This is a genomic window from Ruegeria sp. CDSC025 (assembly GCF_059610805.1).
Window position 1 is genome coordinate 1 of the sequence record NZ_JBXWOJ010000004.1, and the last position, 24215, is coordinate 24215.

Below are 24215 nucleotides of genomic sequence, written 5' to 3' on the forward strand. Positions count from 1 at the left end.
CTTCGGTCTCTTGTTTGCCATTCTAGGTCCTCCGTTTCCTAAACATAAAGGGGGACCAGTTCAGTTGGGGAGGCTCAGCACTGGGTTTTGCCGGTGCTGATCCGGGGATTGAGAAACAAATGCCGCTGCCCATCGGGTGCCGTGTTCGCGCCTGCTATGACGTGTTGTTGGAAGACCTTGAAGAGCATCCAGGCAGTGACGTCATTCATTTCCTGTTGCGCCGCCCAGCTCTGAAAAGCATCGTGCGCCGCATCCAAACCATGAGCAGGCACAAATACGCCGAAATCCGAGCCAACCTTGCGGACCGGAACGTGCGCCCCATGGACCTGTTGCGCTGCAAGCTTGCCTTCTTTGGCGTCAGCAAGTTCGACCCTCGTTCGAAGCTATGGCTACGTAACACAATGTATCAGGGGGCACCGCTGATTGATGACATCGGCCAGACCTATGAAAGCTGGTTCCTGCCACTGAAACCGCAGATTGAGGAGGCACAGGCATGAAAGTATCCCGTAACGAAATGATCACCGCGCTGTCCCGCGCCTACGAAGGAGCCGGGCACGAGATCGGTGACTATGAGGTCGCTGGCCAATTGGTCACTTGGTTGCAAATGGCGGGTCTGAGCGGGTTCGACCGTATCAGCCTGCCACCACGGGCCCCCAAGGGTGGAGCGACTCCGCGGTTGGTGTTCGAAAATGGCGACATCGCCGTTCTTGATGCAGGTGGCGCGGATGTCTGCGAGCACGGCTCATTGGCGGCCTATCTGATGCACTCCAAGGCCAACAAGTCGGGCTTTGCGATCATCGAACTGGCCAACTGCCGCTATCCTGGTCTAATCCTGCGAAGCCTGTCGATGGTCGCGCAGTTGGGCGTGTATATCTCAGCCTATCGGAAAGATCAGGTTGGATCACACGGAGCGAGCTTTGAAAGCGGCGCGACTTTCCCGCATTACTGGCGATTGGATAATGCAGATGACAGAAAAGAAATCTCGACCGTCACTATCATCTGCACAAATCAGCCTGCATTGCTGGCGGACGCGGTGACACGTCAGGTGGAGCAACCCGAACTTCAGCGGTTTGAAATTTCGGCGGCGCAGCTAGCAGCCAACTATAACCAAGCTTTGGAACAGGGGATTGAGGTTGACCCCGGCCAATGGGACGCCCTGAACGCCGCCGCTTGGCCCATTCTCGTTCGCTCAGATACGCAATCCCGCTCAGGCGCCGGGCCCATGTGAGGCTTGGGATATGAGCCAGCGCTTGCTCCGTTTGCAAACAAAAAAAATGCCGCCCCGATTGGGGCGGCGTCGGACCGGAACTCGTTCAGCATGTATTCCCGGTGAATCGGCGCTGGGTCGCCAAAGAACCTTTTGACCCTGCGCGCCATGAGCCAGGGGTAGTGCACAGAGCCAAGGTCTGATGTGCGTCAATCCTGCCGGTTATGTTCGCGGTAGCTCGGACATTCTGGCAAGGATGTCCACACCCTGCTGTTTCCAGAAATGCAAAAGGTCGATGAATATCCAGTTCTCGGCCAACTTATCCCCGTCTCGCCGATAGATATCTATCACCCGAAATTCACCGGCTTTGTCAGTTGCAGGCATTCCCATGAACCCGCCAGTTGGACGGGCTGTGAAGTTCGGCCAGCCAAAAAAACCGCCATAGTGACCCTCTGCCAGGCGGCATATGTGTTTGGTTTTCGACCGGTCAGTGAAACCAGCACGGAAAGGGCCTGCATGCTGTTGGGCGTAGCGTTCGATCGTGTAGGTCGCCCCGATCCCGGATGGCCCCCACCAGATCATGTCTTCGGACCATGTGCGCCGTAGTTCGTCCTCAAGGCTGAGGCCGCTGTTCCATTGGCCCAGATCGGAGATCATAGAGTTGATGGCCGCCAGAGTCCGCTCTCCTTCCGCCGCAGGTTGCGGACCGACCATCAGGCCGTCATGGGTCATGGGCCCCGGCTGCACGAGCTGCGCGGCTGTCTGAGGCGGGAACGGCTGCAATCCGGCCTGCATCATGAAATGAGGTATGTCGAAATACATCGCCGTTTCAGTGATTTTTCCGTTTTCGACCTTGTTGAATTCGCAATAGCGCAGAAATGTCATTTTGCCGTTTGGCGAGATACCTAGCCAATCTTTGTCGAACAGCCCCATGAGATGGCCCATTGATACAACCCAGACCGAGGTGAAACCGTCCATCTCGTTTTCTCCGGCCATGAATACGTCCATACGGCGCTGCATTCGGGTCAGGCTTTGTTTCAGCGGAAGCCAGAACTGGGCACCTACGTCACTGGGGCCATGCAGTTCGTCAAAGGGATGGAATCCGCGCCACAGATAGTCATCGGCGCAATATTTCGAGATCACGTCAGGGACCGCTGATTCTTCAGCTCGGCTCAGAGCTTCATAAAGATCCAGAACAATATTTTTCTCGGCTTCGTAAGGCATATTCTTTTCTTTCAGTGCTTTACCAGGAATTGAGCACAGGTTTTCTGTATAGTGAAACGTAGATTTGCAAACGCATGCAAAAAAAGCTTGCCTGATGTTCCATCAGATGTCTATGCTCTTGCAAACGTATGCACGACAAGTGCACATGGGAGGACAGAATGGCCGAAATTCAACTTCGCAGTGTTGGGAAACGTTGGGGATCGTTTGTGGGGGTGGATAATTTCGACCTGACTATTGCCGATAAAGAGTTTCTGGTTCTTCTTGGCCCATCAGGCTGTGGCAAGACGACGACCATGCGCATGATTGCGGGTTTGGAAGACGCCAGCGAGGGCGACATTCTGATAGATGGCGAGCGTGTCAATGACATGGAGCCCAAGGACCGCGATGTTGCCATGGTGTTTCAGTCCTACGCGCTCTATCCGAACATGAATGTTTATGAGAATATCCGGTTCCCGCTGAAGGTGCGCGGCATCGACCCTTCCACACATGACGAAAAAGTGCGCCGCGCTTCGGCCATGGTCGAACTGGATGACTTTCTGCATCGCAAACCGGCAGAGCTGTCGGGCGGCCAGCGTCAGCGCGTCGCTTTGGCCCGCGCCATTGTTCGCGAGCCAAATGTCTTTCTGATGGACGAACCGCTGTCAAACCTTGACGCCAAGCTGCGTGTTTCGACGCGCGCGCAGATCAAGAACCTCAGCCACGAGCTTGCCGTGACCACGATCTACGTGACTCATGACCAGATCGAAGCGATGACTCTTGCAGATCGTGTGGTGATCATGAAGCAGGGTATCGTGCAGCAGGTTGGCTCTCCGACCGATATTTACGATGCACCCGCAAACACTTTTGTGGCCAGCTTTATTGGCAATCCGGCAATGAACCTTATCGATGGTCAGGTTCAGGATGGGGTGTTTCGGGCTCAGAACACTGAGGTGCATGGGCTGAATGCGTCGGACGGCCCGATTACGCTGGGCTTTCGCGCCGAGGACGCCAATGTCGTGGAAAGCGGCGGCGAGATTAACGGGCCCATCTACACGCAGGAGCTTTTGGGCGACAGCACGATGGTCTCGGTTCGGATCGGTGGCGCGCTGGTTTCGGTCAAAGCCGACAAAACCTATCGCGCTGAAATCGATGATCAGGTTTCAATCCATATCCACACCGATCACTGCCACTTGTTTGATGCGCAAACCGGAACGCGTTTGGAGCGCTGAACAGAAAATCCAAACCCGCATTGCCGGGTTTAACGCAGGTGCAGACTTCGAAGATGCACCCATCTACCTAGGGAGGAATACAAATGTTTCTGAAGAAAATTGCATTGGCTGGGTCCTTGGCCGCCTTTGCCGCCAGCGCAGGTTATGCCTGTGAAATTAGCGGGCGCGTGAATATCGTTGGTAACGAATTTGCGGCCATTCAGGCCGTCGCAACCGGCGCGAAAGAATGCACAGGCGCATCGGTCGATTCAAACCTGACCTCCGAGCACCAGACCATCAACGTGGCTGGTCTGTCCGGAAACCCGTCTGAATACACCAGTGCCATCATCGCCAACAGCTCGATCGTGGCGTTGATGAACGAAGATGTTATTCGGCCGCTCAACGATCTGGTGGAACAGCATGGTCAGGACCTGCAGCCAGGTCAGTTGATCAAGATTGGTGATGACATTATGGCCGTGGCGTTCATGGCGAATGCTCAGCACCTGATGTATCGCAAGGACGTGTTGGAACAGGCCGGTGTCGAAGTGCCGACAACCTATGAAGAATTGCTCGAAGCGGCCAAAGCCATTCGCGAGCAGGGCATCATGCAAAACCCGGTTGGCGGCGCCTATGCGTCGGGTTGGAATCTGGCACAGGAATTCAACAACATTTTTCTTGGCTATGGCGGCAGCCACTTCAAAGCCGGAACAGCCGAGCCCAACGTGAATTCTGAGGCTGGTGTCAATGCGCTGAACATGATGAAGGCTTTGTCGGAATACATGAACCCCGACTTCCTGACCCACGATTCCAATGCCACTAATGCCGAATACCGTGCTGGTAACGTTGCAATCATGAATATGTGGGGTTCACGCGCATCGCAGCAAACCACGACCGAAGGCGTGCTTCAGGAAGTGATCGACGGTCATGCGATCGGCGCACCACTGACAGTCGGCGGCGGGTCGACGCCTGCATCGACCCTGTGGTGGGACGGCTGGACCGTCGGCAAGAACATCTCGGATGAAGAAGCCGAGGCTACGTTCATCGCGATGAAACACGGTATCCGTCCTGACATGCTGAACGATGAAACCACGCCGCTGGCGGTATGGTTGATCGAAGGCTACGAGCCTGGTGCGGACGCCGAAGGCGTGTTTGAGGCGGCCAAAATGGGCACACCGCCTTATCCGATGTTGCCTTACATGGGCCTGATGCACAGCGCGCTAGGCAATGAACTTTCAGACTTCATGCAAGGCAAGGAAAGCGCTGAGCAGGCGCTGGCCGATGTCGAAGCCGCATATCGCGCCGCTGCCATCGAACAAGGTTTCCTCCAGTAGGGCCTGACTCGTGCGGGCGTCTGTAAGGGCCGCCCGCACAAACCAATTCACGTGGGGATTGCGACATGCGCCATAAGACCTTCCTGTGGTTCTTCCTGCCCACCGGGCTTGCGATGCTGCTGTTCATCGCGATGCCGATAGTCTCGGTGGTGACCCAATCCATTTTCGCGCCTCATCCGGCCGTTTTGTTAGAGGTCGAAAGCTGCACCCCCCTGATCGGCTGCACGACAGAGACCACGATTGATCAAGAGGCAACAACCGCCCTTCGCGCCGAGAAACCACTGGGCCGATTTGTCGGATTGGACATTTACCTGGACCGTGGCCACCTGGCGATCCAGGAAATTGGACAGATCTGGGCTGCGAATGAAACCTGGGGCGGTTTCTTCTCAAAGATCGGTAATTTGCCCTTTTACAGGGCAATGGCTTTTACGCTGACCTTCACGTTTGTTGTGACGCCGCTCACAATCATTTTGGGGCTGGTGATTGCGCTGGCAATCAACTCCCTGCACCGAAATCTCAAAGGGCTGCTGATCTTCTTTTCGCTTCTGCCGATGATCGTCACTCCGTTGATTGGCTCGCTTATCCTGTTCTGGATGATTGACAGCCGCGGGGTCATCGGCAACGCCCTAGTATATCTGGCCGGGGATCCGGATTTTAGCCTGAAGGCCTCAACCGGGCTGATGTGGGTGGCGCTGATGGCTTATGGAGTTTGGCACGCCGCTCCATTTGCATTTGTCGTGTTCTATGCGGGGTTGCAAACATTGCCCCAGGATCAAATCGAGGCCGCCCAGATAGACGGGGCAACCCGCTGGCAACAGGTTAAGTTCGTGGTCGTTCCTCATCTCATGCCACTGGTCACATTTGTTGCGTTGATTCAGTTGATGGACAACTTCAAGGTGTTTGAACCGATAATCGGGTTCAGCGCAGGTGCGCACGCACAATCCCTTAGTACATTCATCTTCAACGACTTAGGCGGTGAAACCCGGCAGCTTTCTTCCGCGGCCGCGACCTCTGTGATCACGATAATCGGAGTCGCCATTCTGCTGTCACCGGTGCTTGTCCGCACCTGGCGCGACTTCAAAGGAGCAAGATAATATGGCCAGCCGCGCACAAAGAATGCCTAGAAGTCTCCGGATCGCCACGTCCTTATTTGTGATCCTATGGTTCGTTCTGGCCGCTTTCCCGTTCCTCTGGACGGTCTGGGGTTCGTTCAAGGTAGAGTTGGATTTCTTTTCGATCGCCGACTGGACCAATGCCATCACCGGAGCACGGACCGAAGCCGTCTATGGCTCGCCCTTCACAACCACAGGGTACGAGGGCGCCTGGATACAGGAAGAATTTTGGCGGAATGTTCTCAACACGGGGATCATCTGTTTCTTTGTTGTCACCATCTCGCTCACAATCGGAACGCTGGGGGGCTATGCCCTGTCTCGGTCGACCTACAACTATACGTTCTGGCTATTGATCACGGCACTTATCTTCCGGGCTATGCCACCGATTACGCTGGTCTCGGGATATTTGCTGCCTTTCTTCGAATGGAACATCTGGGGGATCCTTCCAACCACGATCATCGTGCTTGTGGCGATAAACCAGCCGTTCACTCTGTGGATGCTGCATTCTTTCTTTAAGAACATCCCAAGCGAGCTGGATGAAAGTGCCAAGGTCGACGGATGCAACCAGTTCCAGGCATTTCGTCGGGTGATCATTCCGGTGATGTGGCCAGGGGTGATCACCACCGGGCTGTTCTCGTTCCTGCTGGCCTATAACGATTTTGCCGTCGGGGCGATGCTTCTGTCCGAAAGTAACCGCACGATGGTGCCTGCCATTGCCGCGTTTCTTGGTACAACGCAGACCGAAGGTAACGTGATGTTCGCGGTTGCGGCTGTGGTTTCAGCCACAGTTCCACTGTTCATTCTGGTCATGTTCTTCCAGCGACAGATTGTGGGCGGTCTGACGGCCGGGGCTGTGAAAGGCTAACTCTGATGGGACGCACTCATCCTCAGTCCGTATCTGCCCATGCGCATACTGCCAGACTGAATGTGGCTGCGCGCAGGACCCGGCGGCCGGGACGAATTCCATTTGCTTTGATGCGCGCGGGACCTTGCGGGGCGCTTCTCCGAACACGCCCCGAACAGACCCCATTGAGACAGAGAAGATGAAAAACCTCGACCGTAAACCCTTTCTGAGATTCACCGAAGCACAACGCCATCCTGGCAACTTCCGGCCGGCATTTGACGCTTTCTTCGCCCCCGGTGCACATGTCAACGTGGTGCATCCCTTCAATGAGGTCGCGGGCGGCCTCGGGCTGCACGATCACGTCATCGCCCCGCTCGCCGCTGCCTTCGACGGGCTTTTTCGGCGCGATGACATCGTCATGGCCGGCGAATTTGACGGGCAGGACTGGATCAGCGCCACCGGCTATTTCGTTGGTCGGTTCTCGCGCGACTGGCTTGGCATCCGGGCCACAGGCGAGCTTGCCTATCTGCGCTTTGGCGAGTTCCACCGGATGCAGGACGGCAAGGCGGTGGAAAGCTATATCTTCCTCGATATTCCAGAGCTGATGCTGGCCGCTGGACAATGGCCGATCCCCGACAGCCCGGGCAAGACCCGCGGCTTCACCGGCATGATTCAGGGCCCTGCCAGCCATGATGGCATCTTGACCACTCCGCAGGATCCTGCCGAGGGTGCCAAGAGCTATCATATGGTCACAGAAATGCTGGCCGGGCTTGCTACCGAGAACGAGGCTTGGCGCCCCTACTGGCATGACAACATGGTCTGGTACGGCCCCGGCGCCTTCGGTTCTTTCGTCGGGATCGAGAGTTTTGCCAGCTTCCAGGTGCCTTTCGAAGCCACCTTTGAAGGCTGGTCCGGCGGCACTGCGGGCAACGGTATGACGGCGCATTTCACCCGCTATGGCGAAGGTAACTACGTATGCTCGGGCGGTTGGCCCTCGTTAACTGGCGTCCAGGTGAAACCTTTCCTCGGCCAGTCCGCAAGTGGCAAACGCGTCTTCATGCGGGTCTGCGACTGGTGGCGCCGCGAGGACGATCTGCTGGTCGAAAACTGGGTTTTTGTCGATGTCCCGCATGTGCTGTTGCAACTGGGCTATGACCTCTTTGCTGAAATCGCCGAGCAGGCTGCATGAGCTGCTCTGCCAGACATAACGCCGTTGCGCGCCATCCGGCGCTCAACCGGATGCCAAGGGATTTTCTGACGGCGGATTAATCCTCGCCCTCCACACAGAAGACCCCTTGGTAACCATAAAAGGAAGAGAAACATGAAGGGCTCCCGCCCCGAACAGGCCGTGCTGACACGTGACACGGACATGAGCAAAACCGACGAGACCCGCGCCGTGATCGAGGGGATGGTCGATGGTTTGAACGACCACCGTATCGAAGACATCGGCGAATTCTTCGCCGAAGGGTTCCGCTGGCTTGGCAACCAGGGTTGCGGCACCAAGACGGGCCTGAAGGAATTCCAGGAAAACTGGCAACGCCCGTTCCAGGCTGCGTTTTCCGACAAGACCTGCATCGACGAGGCCCGGCTTTATATGGGCGAGTGGGCGGCAGCTTTTGGCCGCCAGGAAGCAACCCATTCTGGCGAATTTCTGGGGATTGCGCCCACCGGCAAGCGCGTCGAGATCCGTTACATGGATTTCTGGAAAGTTGTCGACGGCAAGATCGTCGACAACTGGGTGAATGTCGATTTTGCCCATGTCGCCTCGCAGCTTGGAGTCGATCTGTTCCAGGGCAAAGGGTGGGAAACATTTGACCGGGGAGAAGAAATTCCGCCCCGGCCCGAAAATTGAGGATTAGGACAATGGCTATCGAATATCTGAAAAGCGGCAAACCCGAGGCCGACCGGGCCGAAGATGACGCCAAAACCCGCACTGTCGTTGAAGCGACGCTGAAAGACATCGAAACTCGCGGTGATGCGGCGGTGCGCGATCTGTCGGAAAAGTTTGACAATTACTCGCCGGAAAGTTTCCGCCTGAGCCAGGAACAGATCGACGAGCTGATTGCCTCATTGACCGAACGCGAGCTCGCCGACATCAAGTTCGCTCAGAAACAGGTGATAAACTTCGCCCAGGCGCAGCGCGACTCAATGCTGGATATCGAGGTTGAAACCTTGCCGGGGGTCATCCTCGGCCACAAGAACATCCCGGTGCAGTCTGTTGGCTGTTATGTTCCTGGCGGTAAATTCCCGATGGTTGCGTCGGCGCATATGTCGGTTGCGACCGCTAAAGTGGCCGGTGTGCCTCGCATCATCGCCTGTACGCCACCGTTTCAGGGCAAGCCCAATGCGGCCGTGATCGCTGCCATGTATCTGGGTGGGGCGCATGAGATCTATGTCATGGGTGGTATCCAAGCGATTGGTGCCATGGCGATCGGTACGGAAACCATTGATCCGGTCCACATGCTGGTCGGCCCCGGGAATGCCTTTGTGGCAGAAGCCAAACGGCAGCTCTTTGGTCGCGTTGGCATCGACCTTTTTGCGGGCCCGACCGAGACGATGGTCATTGCCGACGAAACCGCTGCCGATGCCGAACTTTGTGCGACCGACTTGTTGGGGCAGGCCGAGCATGGCTACAACAGCCCCTGTGTTCTGGTCACCAACTCGCGCAAGTTGGCCGAAGAAACGCTGAGCGAGATCGACCGTATCCTCGGTATCCTGCCTACCGCCGGAACCGCAAAAGTCAGCTGGGAGGAGTATGGGGAAGTCATTGTCTGCGACACTTATGACGAAATGCTGCAAGTTGCCGATGATATCGCCTCTGAGCATGTGCAGGTGATGACCGACCGTGACGACTGGTTCCTGGAAAACATGACCAGCTATGGCGCGCTGTTTCTTGGGGCGCGGACCAATGTTGCAAACGGTGATAAGGTGATCGGCACGAACCACACGCTGCCGACCAAAAAGGCCGGACGTTATACCGGCGGCTTGTGGGTCGGCAAGTTCATGAAAACTCACAGCTACCAGAAGGTTGTTACTGACGAGGCTGCGGCAATGATCGGCGAATACGGCTCACGCCTGTGTATGTTGGAAGGCTTTGTCGGCCATGCCGAGCAATGCAATATTCGCGTCCGGCGTTATGGGGGCATCAACGTACCTTACGGCGAAGGTGCGGCTTATCGCGAGGCTGCAGACGCGTCCTCATAAGAGTGAGGTCATTGCTGCAGAACTTGCGCTTGGGGTTTGCCCGGGCACCACGGGTTTTGAAAGAAAAGCAGATAACACAATGCGAGATTTCGCAATGGACACACATTCTACCCATAAGGCCCTGATCGCGCCATTGCGCGAAGCCATGTATAACTTTGACGAAACCGGCGTCCGAGCTGCACTGCAGGCGGAGATTGCGCCCGATGCCGTCATCCACATGCCCCATCCATTCGGCGACCTGACCGGGCCGCAGGAACTCTATGATGCCTGCTACACACCGCTTTTGAAATCCATGCCCGATCTGGAACGCCGGGATTGGATTGTGATGGGCGGGCCGACGCAACATGGTGATGATTGGGTCTGCTGTGGCGGCCACTACGTAGGCACCTTCGTCGCCCCTTGGTTGGACATCCCGCCGACCGGGCATCTGACCCATATGCGGTTCCACGAATTCTACCGCTTTGAAAATCGCAAAGTTGTCGAAATCCAGGCACTCTGGGACATTCCCGAAGTGATGATGCAGGCGAAGGCCTGGCCGATGGCCCCGTCTTTGGGGCAGGAGTTCTGTATTCCCGGCCCGGCGACGCTGGACGGTATCGTGCGGGGCCCCTGGGATGAGGCAAAATCGAAGGCCTCCTGCGACCATATCGTTTCCATGCTTGAACATCTGGAAAAGCATCCCAGTCAGGGTGGCCCCGAAGTGATGGAGATGGAAAGGTTCTGGCATCCGCGCATGAACTGGTACGGCCCCGCTGGGATCGGCACCGGGCGCGGCATTGCAGGGTTTCGCAACTGGCACCAGATCCCTTTCCTGGGTGGCATGCCGGACCGAGGCAAATACGCCGACGAGATCACCTTTCATTTCTTTGGTGACGGTGATTATGCAGCTGTTACCGGCTGGCCGGACATGATCCAGACCATCACTCATGACGGCTGGATGGGTATCGCCCCTTCTGGCCAGCCCATCACTATGAGATCGTTGGATTTTTGGCGATTGGAAGATGGCCTGATCCGGGAGAACTGGGTGTTGGTCGACCTGCTGGACGTGTACCGGCAACTGGGCGTAGATGTCTTTGCCCGCCTGCGCGAATTCAACAAAGCGCGTGTCGCGGGTGAAATTCCATACCCAGTCGGCGAGGTCTGATATGCTCAATTTTCCCAGCACCCCCAGTTTTAGTCTAGGTGGCAAACGTGCGCTAGTCGCCGGGGCATCGTCGGGCATAGGTCTGGCCTGCGCCGTAGCGCTGGCAGAACATGGGGCCGAGGTCACATTGGCGGCGCGCCGCGCAAGTGCGTTACAAGAGATAGCCGATCAGATGACTGCCAGGGGATGGTCTGCCAAGGTGCTTGAGATGGATGTCACCGATGTCGCAGGAACTGCCGCGGCTGTCGCCGAAAACGGGCCGTTTGACATCCTTTTGAACTCGGCAGGGTTTGCACGTCATAGCAAGGCGGTCGAAACGGTGCCCGAAGATTTTGACTTGGTCATGAACGTCAATGTCCGGGGGGCCTATTTCCTAACCCAAGCCGTTGCCAAAGGGTTGCTTGAGGCCGGGCGTCCCGGATCGCTGATAAATATCTCAAGCCAGATGGGCCATGTCGGCGGGCAGGAACGCGCGGTCTATTGCGCCTCCAAGTTTGCGGTCGAGGGCTTTACCAAGGCGATGGCGCTGGAATTCGGGCCCGCAAAGATCCGTGTCAACACGATTTGCCCGACTTTCATCCTGACGGATTTGTCCCGGCCTACATTCGCGGACCCGACCAAACGGGCCTGGATTTTGGACAAGATCAAGCTGGGCCGCCCGGGAGAGATTGAGGATATTATGGGCGCGGTAGTGTACCTGGCATCAGAGGCGTCGGCTTTGGTTACAGGAACAGCAATGTTGGTGGACGGAGGCTGGACGGCAGACTGATGGTTACTCAGAAGGTTACATCGTTGGACGTTGCCCGGCTGGCCGGGGTCAGCCAATCCGCCGTTAGCCGGGTCTTTACGCCTGGTGCATCTGCCTCACAAAAAACGGTCGCGAAAGTGCGCAAGGCAGCGGATGAGCTGGGATATCGGCCAAATTTTCTGGCGCGTGCGGTGGTCTCGGGCAAAAGCCGGATCATTGGACTTGTGGTCGCCTATCTGAACAATCAGTTCTATCCTGAAGCGTTGGAAAAGCTGACAAACAAGTTGCAAGAGCGCGGCTACCACGTGCTGGTCTTCATGGCGTCGCATCAAGCCGGCAACATAGACAACGTGATCGAAGAAATACTGGATTTTCAGGTTGATGGGATTATCGCGGCTTCGGTGGCTTTGTCGTCGGATCTGTCGGATCGTTGTCTGGCTGCCGGTGTGCCGATGGTGCTGTTTAACCGGGTTCAGGACGACCCGGCCATGTCGGCGGTCACCTCGGACAATATCGCGGGTGGGCGCAAGGCTGCCGAATTCCTTTTGGCCGGGGGGCATAAAAAGATCGGGTACATCGCCGGTTGGGAAGGCGCGTCGACCCAGCGCGACCGCGAAGCAGGTTTCAGGGCCGCCTTGCATGATGCGGGGGCGGAACTGCATGCGCGCGGCGTTGGGAACTTCACCAGCGAACAGTCGCGGGCGGCAACGTTGGAGATGTTTGCCTCGGACCCGCCCGACGCCGTTTTTGTAGCCAATGACCACATGGCTATTGCAGTGATGGACACCCTCAGATTCGAGTTGGGCCTAGGGATTCCCGAAGATGTTTCGGTTGTCGGATATGACGATGTGGCCGTTGCGGCATGGCCAACCTATAGCCTGACCACTGTACGACAGCCTGCAAACCGTATGGTTGCCGAAACCGTGGACATTTTGCTGAGCAAAATCGAAGGGCCCGATGTTGGTCCGCACCGATTGGAAATAGATGGACCGCTGATTGTTCGCGGTTCTGCACGTATACCTGAAGGATGGAAGACATGAAGGGATTTGACCCGAAATTCAAAGATTTTCCTGACTATATTATTGGGATCACAAAAGAAATCTGGGAAGATCGGGGCATTGCCACGCTGCACCATTACTATGCGCCCGATATCGTGGTTCGATCCCCGGGGTCAGTTGTCGTTGGCAATCAGGGCGTCATTGCCGCTACCATGGCAACGCTTGCCGAGTTCCCCGACCGCACATTGCTGGGTGAGGATGTGATTTGGTCCGGCACACCGGAAGATGGCATGCTGTCCTCGCACAGGCTTTTGTCGACTGCGACCCATCTGGGCGACGGTGTCTATGGGAAGGCTACCGGGAAAAAGCTGGTCTACCGTATCCTTGCTGACTGTCACGCCATCAACAACCAGATCAACGATGAATGGCTGATCCGCGACCAGGGTGCGATTGTCCAACAGATGGGTTGGGACCCAAAAGAATATGCCCGCGAGCTGATTGCCCGCGAAGGCGGCCCGGAGGCTTGCGCCCAGCCTTACACGCCGGCGAATGATCAGCCTGGACCTTACAAAGGGCGTGGTAATGATAATGAATGGGGTCAGAAATACGCCGACATTCTGAACCGGGTCATGTCTGCAGACCTGAGCGTGATCAGTGCCGAGTATGACCGCGCCGTGCAATCGGAATATCCGCGCGGCACGACTGGTCACAGCTGGGCTCCGGTCGATCGCTTTTGGATGGGGCTTCGCGCCTCTTTCCCGAATGCCGAGTTCAAAATTCAACATCAGATCGGTCGCGATGACCCAATGATGCCGCCCCGCGCCGCGATCCGCTGGTCGCTGCATGGCAAGCATGATGGATGGGGTGTGTTCGGCACGCCGACGGGGGCCGAGGTCTTTGTGCTGGGTATTAGCCACGCCGAATTCGGCCCCTGGGGCCTGCGCCGTGAATACACTCTGTTTGATGAAACGTCGGTCTGGAAACAGATCCTTTTGAAAACCGGTGATCTGTAAAATGTCGCATCGTCTCTCAAATCTGGAGGCTGGGCAGGCCCTGCGGCGTTTTCACGCCCACCGGGCCAGCCTGCGTGCCCAGCGACTGAACAACCGCCCGCCTGGTTTCGGAGTTTGACCGCAGCGAACTCCAACCAAAAGGAAGACAGAAATGAGTACCATCCAAAGCCGCATCGTCCGTTATGGCGATTTGAAACCCTGTAAAACCGCGTTCATCGACGCCCATACTCCGGGGTCAGATCAAAAGGAAAACTTCACCATCATCGGCGGGGGCGTATCTGAAAGCCCCGACCAGCATGTCCACATCACCGACAAGATTGGTTTCAATATCGGTGCCGCAGGCCAACCGCCGAGATGCCGGAACTCTCTGCATAGCCACACCACGGCCGAAGTGTTCTTTGTCGCCAAAGGCCGTTGGCGGTTCTTCTGGGGCAGATACGGATCGGCTGGTGAGTTCATTGCCGAAGAAGGAGACATCTTCAACATCCCGACCGGTATCTTCCGCGGGTTTGAAAATGTGGGGCAGGACTATGGGATGATCATGGCGGTCCTTGGTGGTGACGATGCCGGGGGCGGGGTCACCTGGGCGCCGCAGGTTATTCAGGATGCGCAGGCCCATGGCTTGATGCTGGGAAACAATGGGGTTCTTTACGACAGCAAAAAAGGGGAAACGCTGCCGCATAACGTACAGCCCATGCCCTTGCTGACTGAAGAGCAGTTGAAAGCCTATCCCGAGGTCCCCGTCGAAAATGTGATTGGCAATTACGTGGCCCGCTATTGGGATTTGATGGCGCTGTCATCAAACAAGCCTGCCGTTGTGATCGGTGAAAACGGCCTGATCAAAGACAAGCCGGGTTTCGAGGTTGATTTCCTTGGTCGCGGCTCGTGCGTGTCTGATCCGGTCAAAGCCGAAAAGCCTGTGGTCTTGATGCCGGCCAGTGGCCACTGGCGGATTACGATTGAGGATGTCGAAACAACCCTGACAAATGGGGATACCGCACTGGTTCTGCCCGGCGAAAGCTATGGCGTCACGCCTTCGATGACCGGTGACGCGGGGCTCTATCGCGTTACCGCAACCGAAGATCCGGCCGGTACAACTTGGACAGGTGCATGAAACAAACTGCGCTGCCTTCCGGGCGGCGCAGATTAGACTTGCAGAGGGAGAAGAAGGAATGACCCGCATTTCAACCACACATGTAGGGAGCCTTCCGCGTAGTCAGGAGGTCGTGGATTTCATCTTTGCGCGCGAGCGTGCAGAGCCATTTGACGCGGCTGCGTTTGATGCCTGTATGACCTCGGCCGTGTCCGAGACAGTGCGCAAACAGGTCGAAGCCGGGGTCGATATCGTATCAGATGGCGAGACGTCGAAGATCTCATACGCCACCTATGTCAAAGACCGCTATACCGGCTTTGACGGGGACAGCCCGCGCAACGCGCCAGCGGATCTGAAGATGTTTCCCGGCTTCCTGAAACGCCTGGCTGATGATGGCGGTACGCCACAATATGCGCGCCCAATGTGTGTGGGTGAGGTGCGGTCAAAAGGGCAAGGTGAACTGCAAAAAGACATCGACAACCTCAAGGCCGCCATGGCCACGCATGATGTCGAGCGTGGTTTTATGAACGCGGCCAGCCCGGGTGTCATCTCTCTGTTTCTGCAAAATGATTTCTACCCCACGCGTGAAGCCTATCTGGCTGCACTCGCCGATGCGATGAAGCAAGAGTACGAAACCATTGTGGGGGCCGGTCTGGATCTACAGCTGGATTGCCCCGACCTGGCCTTGTCTCGCCATATGCTGTTCTCTGACCTTTCGGACGAAGAATTTGTCAAAGTCGCCAATTTGCATGTTGAGGCCCTGAACCACGCATTGCAGGACGTTCCCGCTGACAAGGTGCGCGTCCATATTTGCTGGGGCAATTACGAAGGACCGCATTGTTGCGACATTGGAATGGACAAAGTGTTCGGCACGCTGATGTCGACCAAATCCCGCTATGTCCTGTTCGAAACCTCGAACCCCCGTCATGCGCATGAATGGACGGTGTTCCGTGACCGCAAAGCCGAAATACCAGAGGACAAAGTGCTTGTACCTGGCGTTGTCGACACCACGACAAATTTTGTCGAACATCCGGAACTGGTCGCCCAACGTATTGAACGGTTTTCGAATATTGTCGGCCGCGAAAGAGTGATCGCGGGCTCGGATTGCGGATTTGGCACTTTTGCCGGATTTGGTGCGGTTGATCCTGATATCGCCTTTGCCAAGCTTGGTTCTCTGGCCGACGGGGCTGCATTGGTCACATGAAGCCACTTGTAATGTTGCCCGGCATGATGTGCGATGCCCGGCTTTTTGCCCCGCAGATCGCGGCGCTTTCGAGCAGCAATCCTGTCCTCTATGCGCCGATTGGGGGGCATGACACGGTGCAGGCTTTGGCCGCCGAAGTGTTGTCTTATGCGCCCCCGCGCTTTGTCCTTGCGGGTCTGTCCATGGGTGGCATCGTTGCGATGGAAATAATCCGGCAGCAACCGCAGCGCGTCGTCAGCGTGGCGCTGATGGATACCAACCACATGGCCGAACGGGATGACGTCAAAGCCAGGCGTGGTCCACAAATCGCCTCTGTGTCCAGTGGGGGCTTGGGCCGGATCATGGCCGAGGAGATGAAACCAAACTACCTGACCGATGGCCCGAACCGCGAGGCAATTCTGAACCTGTGCATGGATATGGCCTTGGGTCTTGGATCGGATGTTTTTATTAACCAGTCCAAAGCACTGCGAGATCGCCCCGACCAAAGCGATACCTTGCGCGGTTATACCGGGCAGGCCCTGATCCTGTGCGGGAAAGATGATGCTCTGTGCCCGGTTTCGCGACACGCCTTGATGCATGAACTTCTCACGAATAGCCGTTTCGAGGTCATCGAGCAGGCGGGGCATTTGCCTACACTTGAACAACCCGAACGGACGACAGCGGCTCTGTGCCGTTGGCTGGAGGCACTATGAAAAAACCCTTGCTGGATCTTTTGAAATCCGTCGACACCCCCACCGTCTGCAATGCGATTGAAGTGGCGCAAGGCAAGCGTGGGTTCGAAAATTTCACGCGGGGCACAATGCTGTGCTCGGATCCCGATGCGGGGGCAATGGTCGGTTATGCCAGAACGGCAAAGATCGCGGCGGTGAACCCTCCCGACGACCCTCCCGAAGTGATCCGTCAGCGCCGGATGGATTACTACCGGCATATGGCAACGGGCACAGGCCCGGCTGTCACGGTTGTCGAAGATCTGGATTTCCCGGACTGCATCGGTGCTTACTGGGGTGAGATCAATACCACGGTCCACAAAGGGTTTGGCATCAGCGGTGCGTTGACCAACGGCGTGATGCGGGATCTGGGCGATTTGCCGGATGGGTTTCCGGTTGTGGCGGGCTCGGTCGGTCCAAGCCACGGGTTCGTGCATGTCAAAGAGGTGGGCACTCCGGTTACCATCTTCAGCCTCTCGATCAAGGACGGGGACCTGGTGCATGCGGACCGGCACGGCGCTTTGGTGATCCCGCCCGAAGTGGTGGACAGCCTGGAACAGGCGATCCGCAAATTGCTTGAAACCGAAAAGCTTATTCTTGGCCCAGCACGCGCGTCAGAGTTCGATTTTGAGGCCTTTGAACAAGCATGGGCGGCGTTCGAAGCCTCGCGCACGTAAATGCGGCAACAACCGCGCGGCCCAGCCATAGACTAACCCGGCAGCGAGCCGATGTGATCCTGAATTGGCCCGTCACTAGCGATGGCGATTGTGTCGGAAATCACGGCTGGATCACACCCATCTCATGCCCAAATCCGACAGATGCCTTTGAACCCGTCCAGGATAGTCCGAGACGATGGCATCGACACCCAGATCAATCATCCTGCTGATATCCGCCGGTTCATTGACCGTCCATACGGCTACGCAAAGCCCAAGTTCTTTGGCAAGCGCGACGTCCTCAGAAATCACATCTGCGAAATACGGACACCAAAGCGCGCCGCCCGCTTGCTTGACCATTTGCGGGATTTTTTCGCTTTGGCCTCGAAAGTCCGGACAAACGGCCTTGGAGGAATCCTCGCCAAGGTCATCGGCATTTTCGGGAAGCTGCGTCAGGTAAGATGACGGCATGTCAGGTGCCTGCCGCTGACAGACTTCCAACAGGGTCCAGTCAAAGCTGTGCAGCAACACGCGATCGGATAGGCCAGCGGCCCGAACCTGCTGTACCACGCGTTCGACAAAGCGGTCCAGATAGGCCGCGTCATGGGCCAGATCCGGATCAGATTTCAGTTCGAGCATCAGATTGGCTTTGCCGTATTCCGGCCGATTGATCAGATCCAGCAGGTCCTGCAGCTTTGGCACGCGAACGCCGTCCAGTTGGGCCTGATCGGGGAACCGTCGACCATAATCCGAGTGTCCGTCCAAGCGCCCGATTTCGAACTGTTGAATCTGGTCGAAGGACAGGGACGAGACTTTGGGTTCTTTTCCGGTCAAAAACTGACCGCTGGCATCCCGAAAGGTCGGCGCGTGCAGCCGATGGTTATGGGTTATGACAGGTACATCATCCGCCGTCAGCACCACGTCAAACTCAAGAAGTGGAACCCCGATGGACAGCGTAAAATCGAAACCGATCATGCTGTTTTCGGGCAGGACGCCGCGTGCCCCCCGGTGCCCTACTACACGGATCAGGTTTTTACCGCCGCGAAACGCCTCGACCTGAGGGAAAGGCATCAGCCCTCGAGCCTTATGCCAGAGGTAGGGTCAAACAGATGCATATGCTCTGGCGCAACAGAAAAACGCATACTGGGATGACGGCCTTCGATCGGATGAACACCCGGAAGGCTGATCGTGATTGCCGCGCCAGAGCCTGACACCTGACCGTGCAGCAAAGTATTCGCCCCCAGCGGTTCGGATATCTGAACTACGACATCAAAGGGCCCGTTTTCATCAAAGAACAGATGCTCTGGCCGTATGCCCAATTTGAACAGGCCATCGGGCCCGCCTGATGGGCCAATCTCGGTATCTTTGATCCTGATCTTTCCGCCCTGTCGCTCTGCATCAAAGGTATTCATCGCCGGGCTGCCGATGAATTGCGCAGCGAACAGCGTCCGCGGCGTCTCATAGACCTCAAGCGGGGTGCCGATCTGTTCGGCAACACCACCGTTCATCACGATCATTCTGTCGGCCATGGTCATGGCCTCGACCTGATCATGGGTCACGTATAGCGAGGTGATACCCAGCTTTTCTTGCAGTTCGCGGATTTCCAGGCGCATCTGGACACGCAGCTTTGCATCCAGGTTTGAGAGCGGTTCATCAAACAGGAACACGGCAGGTTCACGGACAATAGCGCGGCCCATGGCAACCCTTTGGCGTTGACCGCCTGAAAGCTGACGAGGCTTGCGGTCAAGCAGCGGCTCAAGCTGCAACAGCTTAGCGGCCTCGGTCACCTTCTGGTCAATCTGAGCCTTGGGCAATCCGGCGATTTTCAGACCATAACCCATGTTCTGGCGTACCGACATATGAGGGTACAGAGCATAGTTCTGGAACACCATCGCAATGTCCCGGTCCATCGGCTCCTTGTCATTGGCGCGCTCTTCGCCAATCCGGATTTCGCCGGATGTCACAGTCTCAAGCCCGGCCACCATCCGCAGCAAAGTGGATTTGCCGCAGCCGGAGGGGCCCACGATCACGATAAACTCGCCATCCGCGATATCGACGTCGATGCCATGAATGACGTCCGTCGGGCCAAAGCTCTTTTTGACGTTCTCAAGGGATACTGTTGCCATTTCTTATTTCTCGCTATCGACAAGGCCGCGGACAAAAAGCTTTTGCATCGACACCACCACAAGGACCGGTGGGATCATTGCCAGGATCGAGGTCGCCATGATCGTCGGCCAATGGGCAAAATCATCGCCCGAGGGGAACATCTGTTTGATGCCCATCACGATGGTGTTCATCTCGGGGTCGGTCGTGATCAGCAGCGGCCAGAGATATTGATTCCACCCATAGATGAACAGGATCACGAACAGGGCCGCGATGTTGGTTCGGCTCATCGGGATCACGATATCAACGAAGAACCGCATCGGGCGGGCGCCATCCACCCGCGCGGCCTCGGCCAGTTCGTCCGGGATGGTCAGAAAGAACTGGCGGAACAGGAACGTGGCAGTGGCCGAGGCGATCAGCGGAAAGATCAGCCCCGAATAGCTGTTGAGCATACCAAACCCGGCCACCACCTCGAAGGTAGGGACAATCCGCACCTCAACCGGCAGCATCAGGGTCAGGAAGATCAGCCAGAAAAACGTGTTCCGCCCGGGAAAGCGGAAGTAGACGATGGCAAAGGCTGACAGGAGCGAGATGACGATCTTGCCCACGGCAATGCCAATCGCCATCACCAGGCTGTTGAACAGCATCGTTGCGACCGGGACGTTCACGCCTGAGAACAGGGCCGCCTTGTAATTCACCCAGAACTGATCACCTGGCACAACCGGCATCGGGGGCGAGATTATGTCGGCCTGAGTAACGGTCGAGGCCACAAAGGCCAGCCAGATCGGGAAGAAAATGACCAGAACGCCAAGGATCATAAACGCATGGGTCAGCCACAGGCCCGCACCACGTTTCTCGACCATTCCATGTTGTTGGGCCGCCATCAGTAATGCACCCTCTTCTCAACATATTTGAACTGGATCACTGTCAGCAGGCCGACAACCACCAGCAGGATGACCGACTGGGCCGAAGACGACCCCAGATCTTGGCCCACAAACCCATCGGAAAAGACTTTGTAGACCAGGATGGTTGTGGCTTGTTGCGGACCCCCTCCGGTGATCGTGTGGATCACGCCGAAAGTTTCAAAGAAGGCATAGACAATGTTCACGACCAGCAGGAAGAACGCGGTCGGCGACAAAAGCGGCAGTACGATGGTAAAGAACCGGCGCCAAAAATGGGCCCCATCAATCGCCGCCGCTTCGATGACCGAGCGGGGCACGGATTGCAGCGCCGCAAAGAAGAACAGAAAGTTATAGCTGATGCGTCCCCAGGCCGAGGCGACAACGACCAGCCCCATGGCTTCGGCATCGTTCAGGACGTGGTTCCAGTCATAGCCGAGCTGGCCCAGATACCATGCGACCACACCAACGCGGGTGTTGAACATGAACAGCCACAGCACACCCGCCACCGCGGGGGCAACGGCGTAGGGCCAGATCAACAAGGTCCGATACACGCCCGAGCCCTTGATCAGTCGATCTGCGATGACTGCCAGGAACAAGGCCGGGATCATCGAGCACAGGGTCACAAGAGTAGAAAACACCGCCGTCGTCACGAATGAGGCGCGGTAGTATTTATCGCTCAGCAGGAATTCGAAATTGCCCAGTCCGACGAACTGAGACGACAGCCCGAACGGGTCGGGAATGAACAACGATTGCCATACGGCCTGACCAGCAGGATAGAAAAAGAAGACGGCGGAAATGATGACCTGCGGGGCGATCAGCGCAAGCGGCAGCAGCCAGCCGCGAAAAATGACGCGTTTTTCCATTCTATTGGCCCACCAGAGTAGAATGCGGGCCCAACGAGGCCCGCATCAGATTACGACTTATTGATTGGCGGATTCGAACCGGCGCAGCAGCGCGTCGCCGCGTTCCTTCGCACTGTCCATCGCCTCTTGGGCGGTCTTTTCACCGGCCCAGATGGCCTCAAGCTCTTCGTCGATGATGCCACGGATCTGGTCGAATGATCCCAGACGCAGACCTTTCGAGTTTGCCGTCGGCTCTTTCGCGGTCATCTGGATGACGGCGATGTCAGTGCCCGGGTTTTCGTCATAGAAACCAGACGCTCGGGTCGCCTGACCTGCCTCAGTAGTGATGGGCAAATAGCCGGTGTTCTGGTGCCAGGCCGCCTGAACGTCAGACGAGGACAGGAAGCTGAGGAACTCGCCGACGCCTTTGTATTCATCGGCCTCATGACCTTCCATGACCCACAGTGAGGCACCACCGATGATGGTGTTCTGCGGCTCGGCCGTGACAGCTTCCCAATAGGGCAGTGGGCGCACGTCGAAATCAAACTCGGCTTCGGCTTTGATTCCGGCGTATCCCGCCGAGCTTTCGGTGAACAGGGCGCATTCGCCGGACCGGAAGTTCGCGCCACCTTCGTTGCGGCGGCCCGTGTAGATGAACTTGCCGTCCTTGGCCCAGTCACCCATCGCGGTCAGGTGCGCAACCTGGGCCGGACCGTTCAGCATCAGCTCGGTATCCAGACCGGCAAAGCCGTTATCCTGCGAGGCGAAGGGGACGTCGTGATAGGCTGACAGGTTCTCAAGATGAATCCAGCTTTGCCATGCAGTGACCAACGGGCAATCTTCACCACCGGCCTTAAGCTGCTCCAGCGTTTCCCCGACCTTTTCCCAGGTCGACAGATCGGTGTCAGGATCAACGCCCGCCGCTTCGAACGCATTGCGGTTGACCCAAAGAACCGGTGTTGACGAGTTGAAGGGCAGGGACAGCATGTCGCCATCCGTGGTCGTATAATACCCTTTGACCGAGCCGATATAGGCGTCCGGATCAAATGACGCACCGCTTTCAGCCATCACCTCATAGACCGGTTTGATCGCGCCCTGGGCCGACATCATAGTTGCGGTGCCAACCTCGAATACCATCAGGATCTGCGGTTGTTCACCGGCGCGGAAGGCGGCGATGCCTGCATTCAGGGTTTCCGAATAGTTGCCCTTGTGGCTTTCAACCACGACATATTCATCCTGGCTGGCGTTGAATTCTTCAACCTGAGCTTTCACAAGCTCACCTAGGCGGCCGGTAAAGGCATGCCAGAACTGAACTTCGGTTTGCGCCATTGCCGCGATCGGGGACAAGGCTGTTGATACGGCAAGAGCGCCAAGCAATTTCGTTTTCATGATTCCTCCCATGCATCAAAGGCGATGCTTCGTTGAATACCGAGCGCTACGCGTAATCGGCACACATGACGATTTCACGACGTTAACGTCACAGAAATATAATTCAAGCCTGATTTTCTGGCAAAAAATATAATACGATGTTATGAATTGACCGAGGTTTGCAGCAAAAACAGGACGCTCCATGAGCCAAACCCTGAGAATTAGGCAGCTTGAGGCACTTATGGCGGTGACCGTCAATGGCTCGGTCACTGCCGCCGCTTTTGATCTGGGGGTCAGCCAGCCTGCGGTCAGCAGGTTGCTTTCAGATTTGGAAAAATCGCTTGGGTTTCAACTGTTCGACCGCCGCGAAGGTCGATTGGTTCCGACGCAAGAGGTCCGCTATCTGCAACCCAGCGTAGAGCGCGTGCTGGAATTGATGCGGCAGATCTCGGATGTCAGTCAGGACATCACGCAACGCAAAGCCGGGCATATTCGCGTCGCCTGCCTTCCTGGCTTCGCCACCAGTCACTTACCAGATGTTGTAGCCGGATTTCTGAGCGACCGGCCTGGCGTCACCATGACGATAGAGCCGGATCGGCCCGAGCGCATCCTGGAGTGGATGATCGGCGAGCAATATGATTTCGGAATCACAGATGGGTTTAATGGCCACCCGGCTGTCGAAAGCACCCATATTGATATCCGCACAGTTTGCGTCTTTCCCGCAGGCCATGCGCTGGAAGACCTTTCGACCGTGACACCGGCAGATATTGCCGATCAGAAGATCATCCACACCCGGCGCGACAGCGACTTTTTCGCGCGCCTGTCGCGTGCATTTCAAAACTCGAATGTCGAACTGAACTCGCATATCGAGGTTCGGCAATTCACGGCCGCTTGCGAATTGGTGGTGAAGGGCGTTGGGGTGTCTGTCGTTAGCGAACTGGACGCAGTACAATATCAGAACAGGGGGTTGAGCTATCGGTCTTTCAGGCCATTTCTGCCTCATACGCTGTCGCTGGTGCGACCGGTTTTGAAGCAACCATCGCTGGTCACGCTGGAATTCATAGAACAGTTCAGCGACAGCCTTGGACCTTTCATCGCCGATCCTTAGCTGGATACAGCAGAAAGCGTTGCCCGATTGATTGCCTGAACGCGGCTTTGGGCATTGGCAAAATTTTACAAAAATCGAATTGAGACCCCGGGATTGCTTTACGCGCCCTGAAACTTGTGGGCAAACTGACTTGGTTCATGCCCAGTTCGACGCGTGGCAGGACCTGCCAGCCAGTGTCACACCACTGTTTCGCAGGGCCTGCACAAGTCGCGTCGACAAACGA

Annotated in this window: 24 protein-coding genes; 18 read left to right on the plus strand and 6 right to left on the minus strand. The window is 56.7% G+C overall.

Translation table 11 applies throughout. The annotated features are described in order from the left end of the window. Nucleotides 1–119: 119 nt before the first annotated feature. Together AC2FH8_RS07675 and AC2FH8_RS07680 are read left to right on the plus strand one after the other, a co-directional pair. Complete coding sequence (locus AC2FH8_RS07675; RefSeq protein ID WP_282027217.1) at nucleotides 120–497, plus strand: hypothetical protein; 378 nt, start codon at nucleotides 120–122, stop codon at nucleotides 495–497. Then, entirely contained in the window at nucleotides 494–1228 is a 735-nt protein-coding gene (locus AC2FH8_RS07680; protein WP_496689173.1) for a DUF3726 domain-containing protein, read from the plus strand. Before AC2FH8_RS07675 ends, AC2FH8_RS07680 begins: the two co-directional genes overlap by 4 nt. 201 nt (nucleotides 1229–1429) lie before the next feature. Here the strand turns inward: AC2FH8_RS07680 and AC2FH8_RS07685 are convergent, their stop codons facing one another. After that, the gene (locus tag AC2FH8_RS07685) at nucleotides 1430–2431 is read right to left on the minus strand and encodes an ester cyclase (protein ID WP_142639932.1); all 1002 of its coding nucleotides are present in this window, start codon (nucleotides 2429–2431) and stop codon (nucleotides 1430–1432) included. Between the two features lie 158 nt (nucleotides 2432–2589). Here AC2FH8_RS07685 and AC2FH8_RS07690 point away from each other — a divergent pair, with 158 nt between their 5' ends. From AC2FH8_RS07690 to AC2FH8_RS07760, 15 genes are all read left to right on the plus strand, one after another. After that, complete coding sequence (locus AC2FH8_RS07690) at nucleotides 2590–3639, plus strand: ABC transporter ATP-binding protein (protein ID WP_142639930.1); 1050 nt, start codon at nucleotides 2590–2592, stop codon at nucleotides 3637–3639. Between the two features lie 83 nt (nucleotides 3640–3722). Continuing rightward, on the plus strand, nucleotides 3723–4949 hold the full coding sequence (locus tag AC2FH8_RS07695) for an ABC transporter substrate-binding protein (protein WP_271949112.1): 1227 nt from the start codon (nucleotides 3723–3725) through the stop codon (nucleotides 4947–4949). A 65-nt stretch (nucleotides 4950–5014) separates the two neighbouring features. Then, nucleotides 5015–6043 carry a carbohydrate ABC transporter permease gene (locus tag AC2FH8_RS07700; RefSeq protein ID WP_496689176.1) on the plus strand — a complete coding sequence of 343 codons (1029 nt, stop codon included), beginning with the start codon at nucleotides 5015–5017 and terminating at the stop codon, nucleotides 6041–6043. Between the two features lies 1 nt (nucleotide 6044). Beyond that, a complete protein-coding gene (locus tag AC2FH8_RS07705) occupies nucleotides 6045–6926 on the plus strand; it encodes a carbohydrate ABC transporter permease (RefSeq protein WP_496676806.1) in 882 nt (293 codons plus the stop codon). Between the two features lie 178 nt (nucleotides 6927–7104). Then, entirely contained in the window at nucleotides 7105–8094 is a 990-nt protein-coding gene (locus AC2FH8_RS07710; protein ID WP_496676809.1) for a nuclear transport factor 2 family protein, read from the plus strand. 132 nt (nucleotides 8095–8226) lie between these two features. After that, nucleotides 8227–8757: an ester cyclase gene (locus tag AC2FH8_RS07715; RefSeq protein ID WP_142639920.1), complete on the plus strand. Its 531-nt coding sequence runs from the start codon at nucleotides 8227–8229 to the stop codon at nucleotides 8755–8757. A gap of 11 nt (nucleotides 8758–8768) precedes the next feature. Further along, nucleotides 8769–10109 carry a histidinol dehydrogenase gene (gene hisD, locus AC2FH8_RS07720; protein ID WP_496689178.1) on the plus strand — a complete coding sequence of 447 codons (1341 nt, stop codon included), beginning with the start codon at nucleotides 8769–8771 and terminating at the stop codon, nucleotides 10107–10109. Nucleotides 10110–10188: 79 nt separating this feature from the next. Continuing rightward, nucleotides 10189–11253 (plus strand): ester cyclase, encoded by a 1065-nt coding sequence (locus AC2FH8_RS07725; protein ID WP_496689180.1) that lies wholly within the window; start codon nucleotides 10189–10191, stop codon nucleotides 11251–11253. Between the two features lies 1 nt (nucleotide 11254). Then, on the plus strand, nucleotides 11255–12022 hold the full coding sequence (locus tag AC2FH8_RS07730; protein ID WP_271949099.1) for an SDR family NAD(P)-dependent oxidoreductase: 768 nt from the start codon (nucleotides 11255–11257) through the stop codon (nucleotides 12020–12022). Next, a complete protein-coding gene (locus tag AC2FH8_RS07735; protein ID WP_496689182.1) occupies nucleotides 12022–13041 on the plus strand; it encodes a LacI family DNA-binding transcriptional regulator in 1020 nt (339 codons plus the stop codon). Before AC2FH8_RS07730 ends, AC2FH8_RS07735 begins: the two co-directional genes overlap by 1 nt. Beyond that, nucleotides 13038–14012, plus strand: coding sequence for a nuclear transport factor 2 family protein (locus AC2FH8_RS07740; RefSeq protein WP_496689184.1), 975 nt, complete (start codon nucleotides 13038–13040; stop codon nucleotides 14010–14012). The genes AC2FH8_RS07735 and AC2FH8_RS07740 overlap by 4 nt, the downstream gene beginning before the upstream one ends. A gap of 151 nt (nucleotides 14013–14163) precedes the next feature. Next, entirely contained in the window at nucleotides 14164–15126 is a 963-nt protein-coding gene (locus AC2FH8_RS07745; RefSeq protein WP_496689186.1) for a cupin domain-containing protein, read from the plus strand. 58 nt (nucleotides 15127–15184) lie between these two features. Beyond that, entirely contained in the window at nucleotides 15185–16309 is a 1125-nt protein-coding gene (locus tag AC2FH8_RS07750; protein WP_496689188.1) for a cobalamin-independent methionine synthase II family protein, read from the plus strand. Next, nucleotides 16306–17001 (plus strand): alpha/beta fold hydrolase, encoded by a 696-nt coding sequence (locus AC2FH8_RS07755; protein WP_496689190.1) that lies wholly within the window; start codon nucleotides 16306–16308, stop codon nucleotides 16999–17001. Before AC2FH8_RS07750 ends, AC2FH8_RS07755 begins: the two co-directional genes overlap by 4 nt. Further along, nucleotides 16998–17693 (plus strand): RraA family protein, encoded by a 696-nt coding sequence (locus AC2FH8_RS07760; RefSeq protein ID WP_496689192.1) that lies wholly within the window; start codon nucleotides 16998–17000, stop codon nucleotides 17691–17693. The genes AC2FH8_RS07755 and AC2FH8_RS07760 overlap by 4 nt, the downstream gene beginning before the upstream one ends. A 111-nt stretch (nucleotides 17694–17804) precedes the next feature. Here AC2FH8_RS07760 and AC2FH8_RS07765 read toward each other — a convergent pair whose 3' ends face one another. The 5 genes from AC2FH8_RS07765 to ugpB are packed head-to-tail and all read right to left on the minus strand — an operon-like array spanning nucleotide 17805 to nucleotide 22905. Further along, nucleotides 17805–18740 carry a glycerophosphodiester phosphodiesterase family protein gene (locus tag AC2FH8_RS07765; protein ID WP_496689194.1) on the minus strand — a complete coding sequence of 312 codons (936 nt, stop codon included), beginning with the start codon at nucleotides 18738–18740 and terminating at the stop codon, nucleotides 17805–17807. Then, the gene (ugpC, locus tag AC2FH8_RS07770) at nucleotides 18740–19795 is read right to left on the minus strand and encodes a sn-glycerol-3-phosphate ABC transporter ATP-binding protein UgpC (protein WP_496689196.1); all 1056 of its coding nucleotides are present in this window, start codon (nucleotides 19793–19795) and stop codon (nucleotides 18740–18742) included. The genes AC2FH8_RS07765 and ugpC overlap by 1 nt, the downstream gene beginning before the upstream one ends. Nucleotides 19796–19798: 3 nt before the next feature. Next, the gene (gene ugpE / locus AC2FH8_RS07775) at nucleotides 19799–20635 is read right to left on the minus strand and encodes a sn-glycerol-3-phosphate ABC transporter permease UgpE (protein ID WP_271949133.1); all 837 of its coding nucleotides are present in this window, start codon (nucleotides 20633–20635) and stop codon (nucleotides 19799–19801) included. A gap of 20 nt (nucleotides 20636–20655) precedes the next feature. Next, complete coding sequence (gene ugpA / locus AC2FH8_RS07780) at nucleotides 20656–21537, minus strand: sn-glycerol-3-phosphate ABC transporter permease UgpA (protein WP_142639899.1); 882 nt, start codon at nucleotides 21535–21537, stop codon at nucleotides 20656–20658. A gap of 57 nt (nucleotides 21538–21594) precedes the next feature. Next, nucleotides 21595–22905, minus strand: a complete 1311-nt coding sequence (ugpB, locus tag AC2FH8_RS07785; RefSeq protein ID WP_496689198.1) for a sn-glycerol-3-phosphate ABC transporter substrate-binding protein UgpB — start codon at nucleotides 22903–22905, stop codon at nucleotides 21595–21597. A gap of 181 nt (nucleotides 22906–23086) precedes the next feature. On the opposite strand from ugpB, the gene AC2FH8_RS07790 reads away from it, so the two are divergent. Then, nucleotides 23087–23992, plus strand: a complete 906-nt coding sequence (locus AC2FH8_RS07790) for a LysR substrate-binding domain-containing protein (protein WP_281972852.1) — start codon at nucleotides 23087–23089, stop codon at nucleotides 23990–23992. Nucleotides 23993–24215 lie beyond the last annotated feature (223 nt).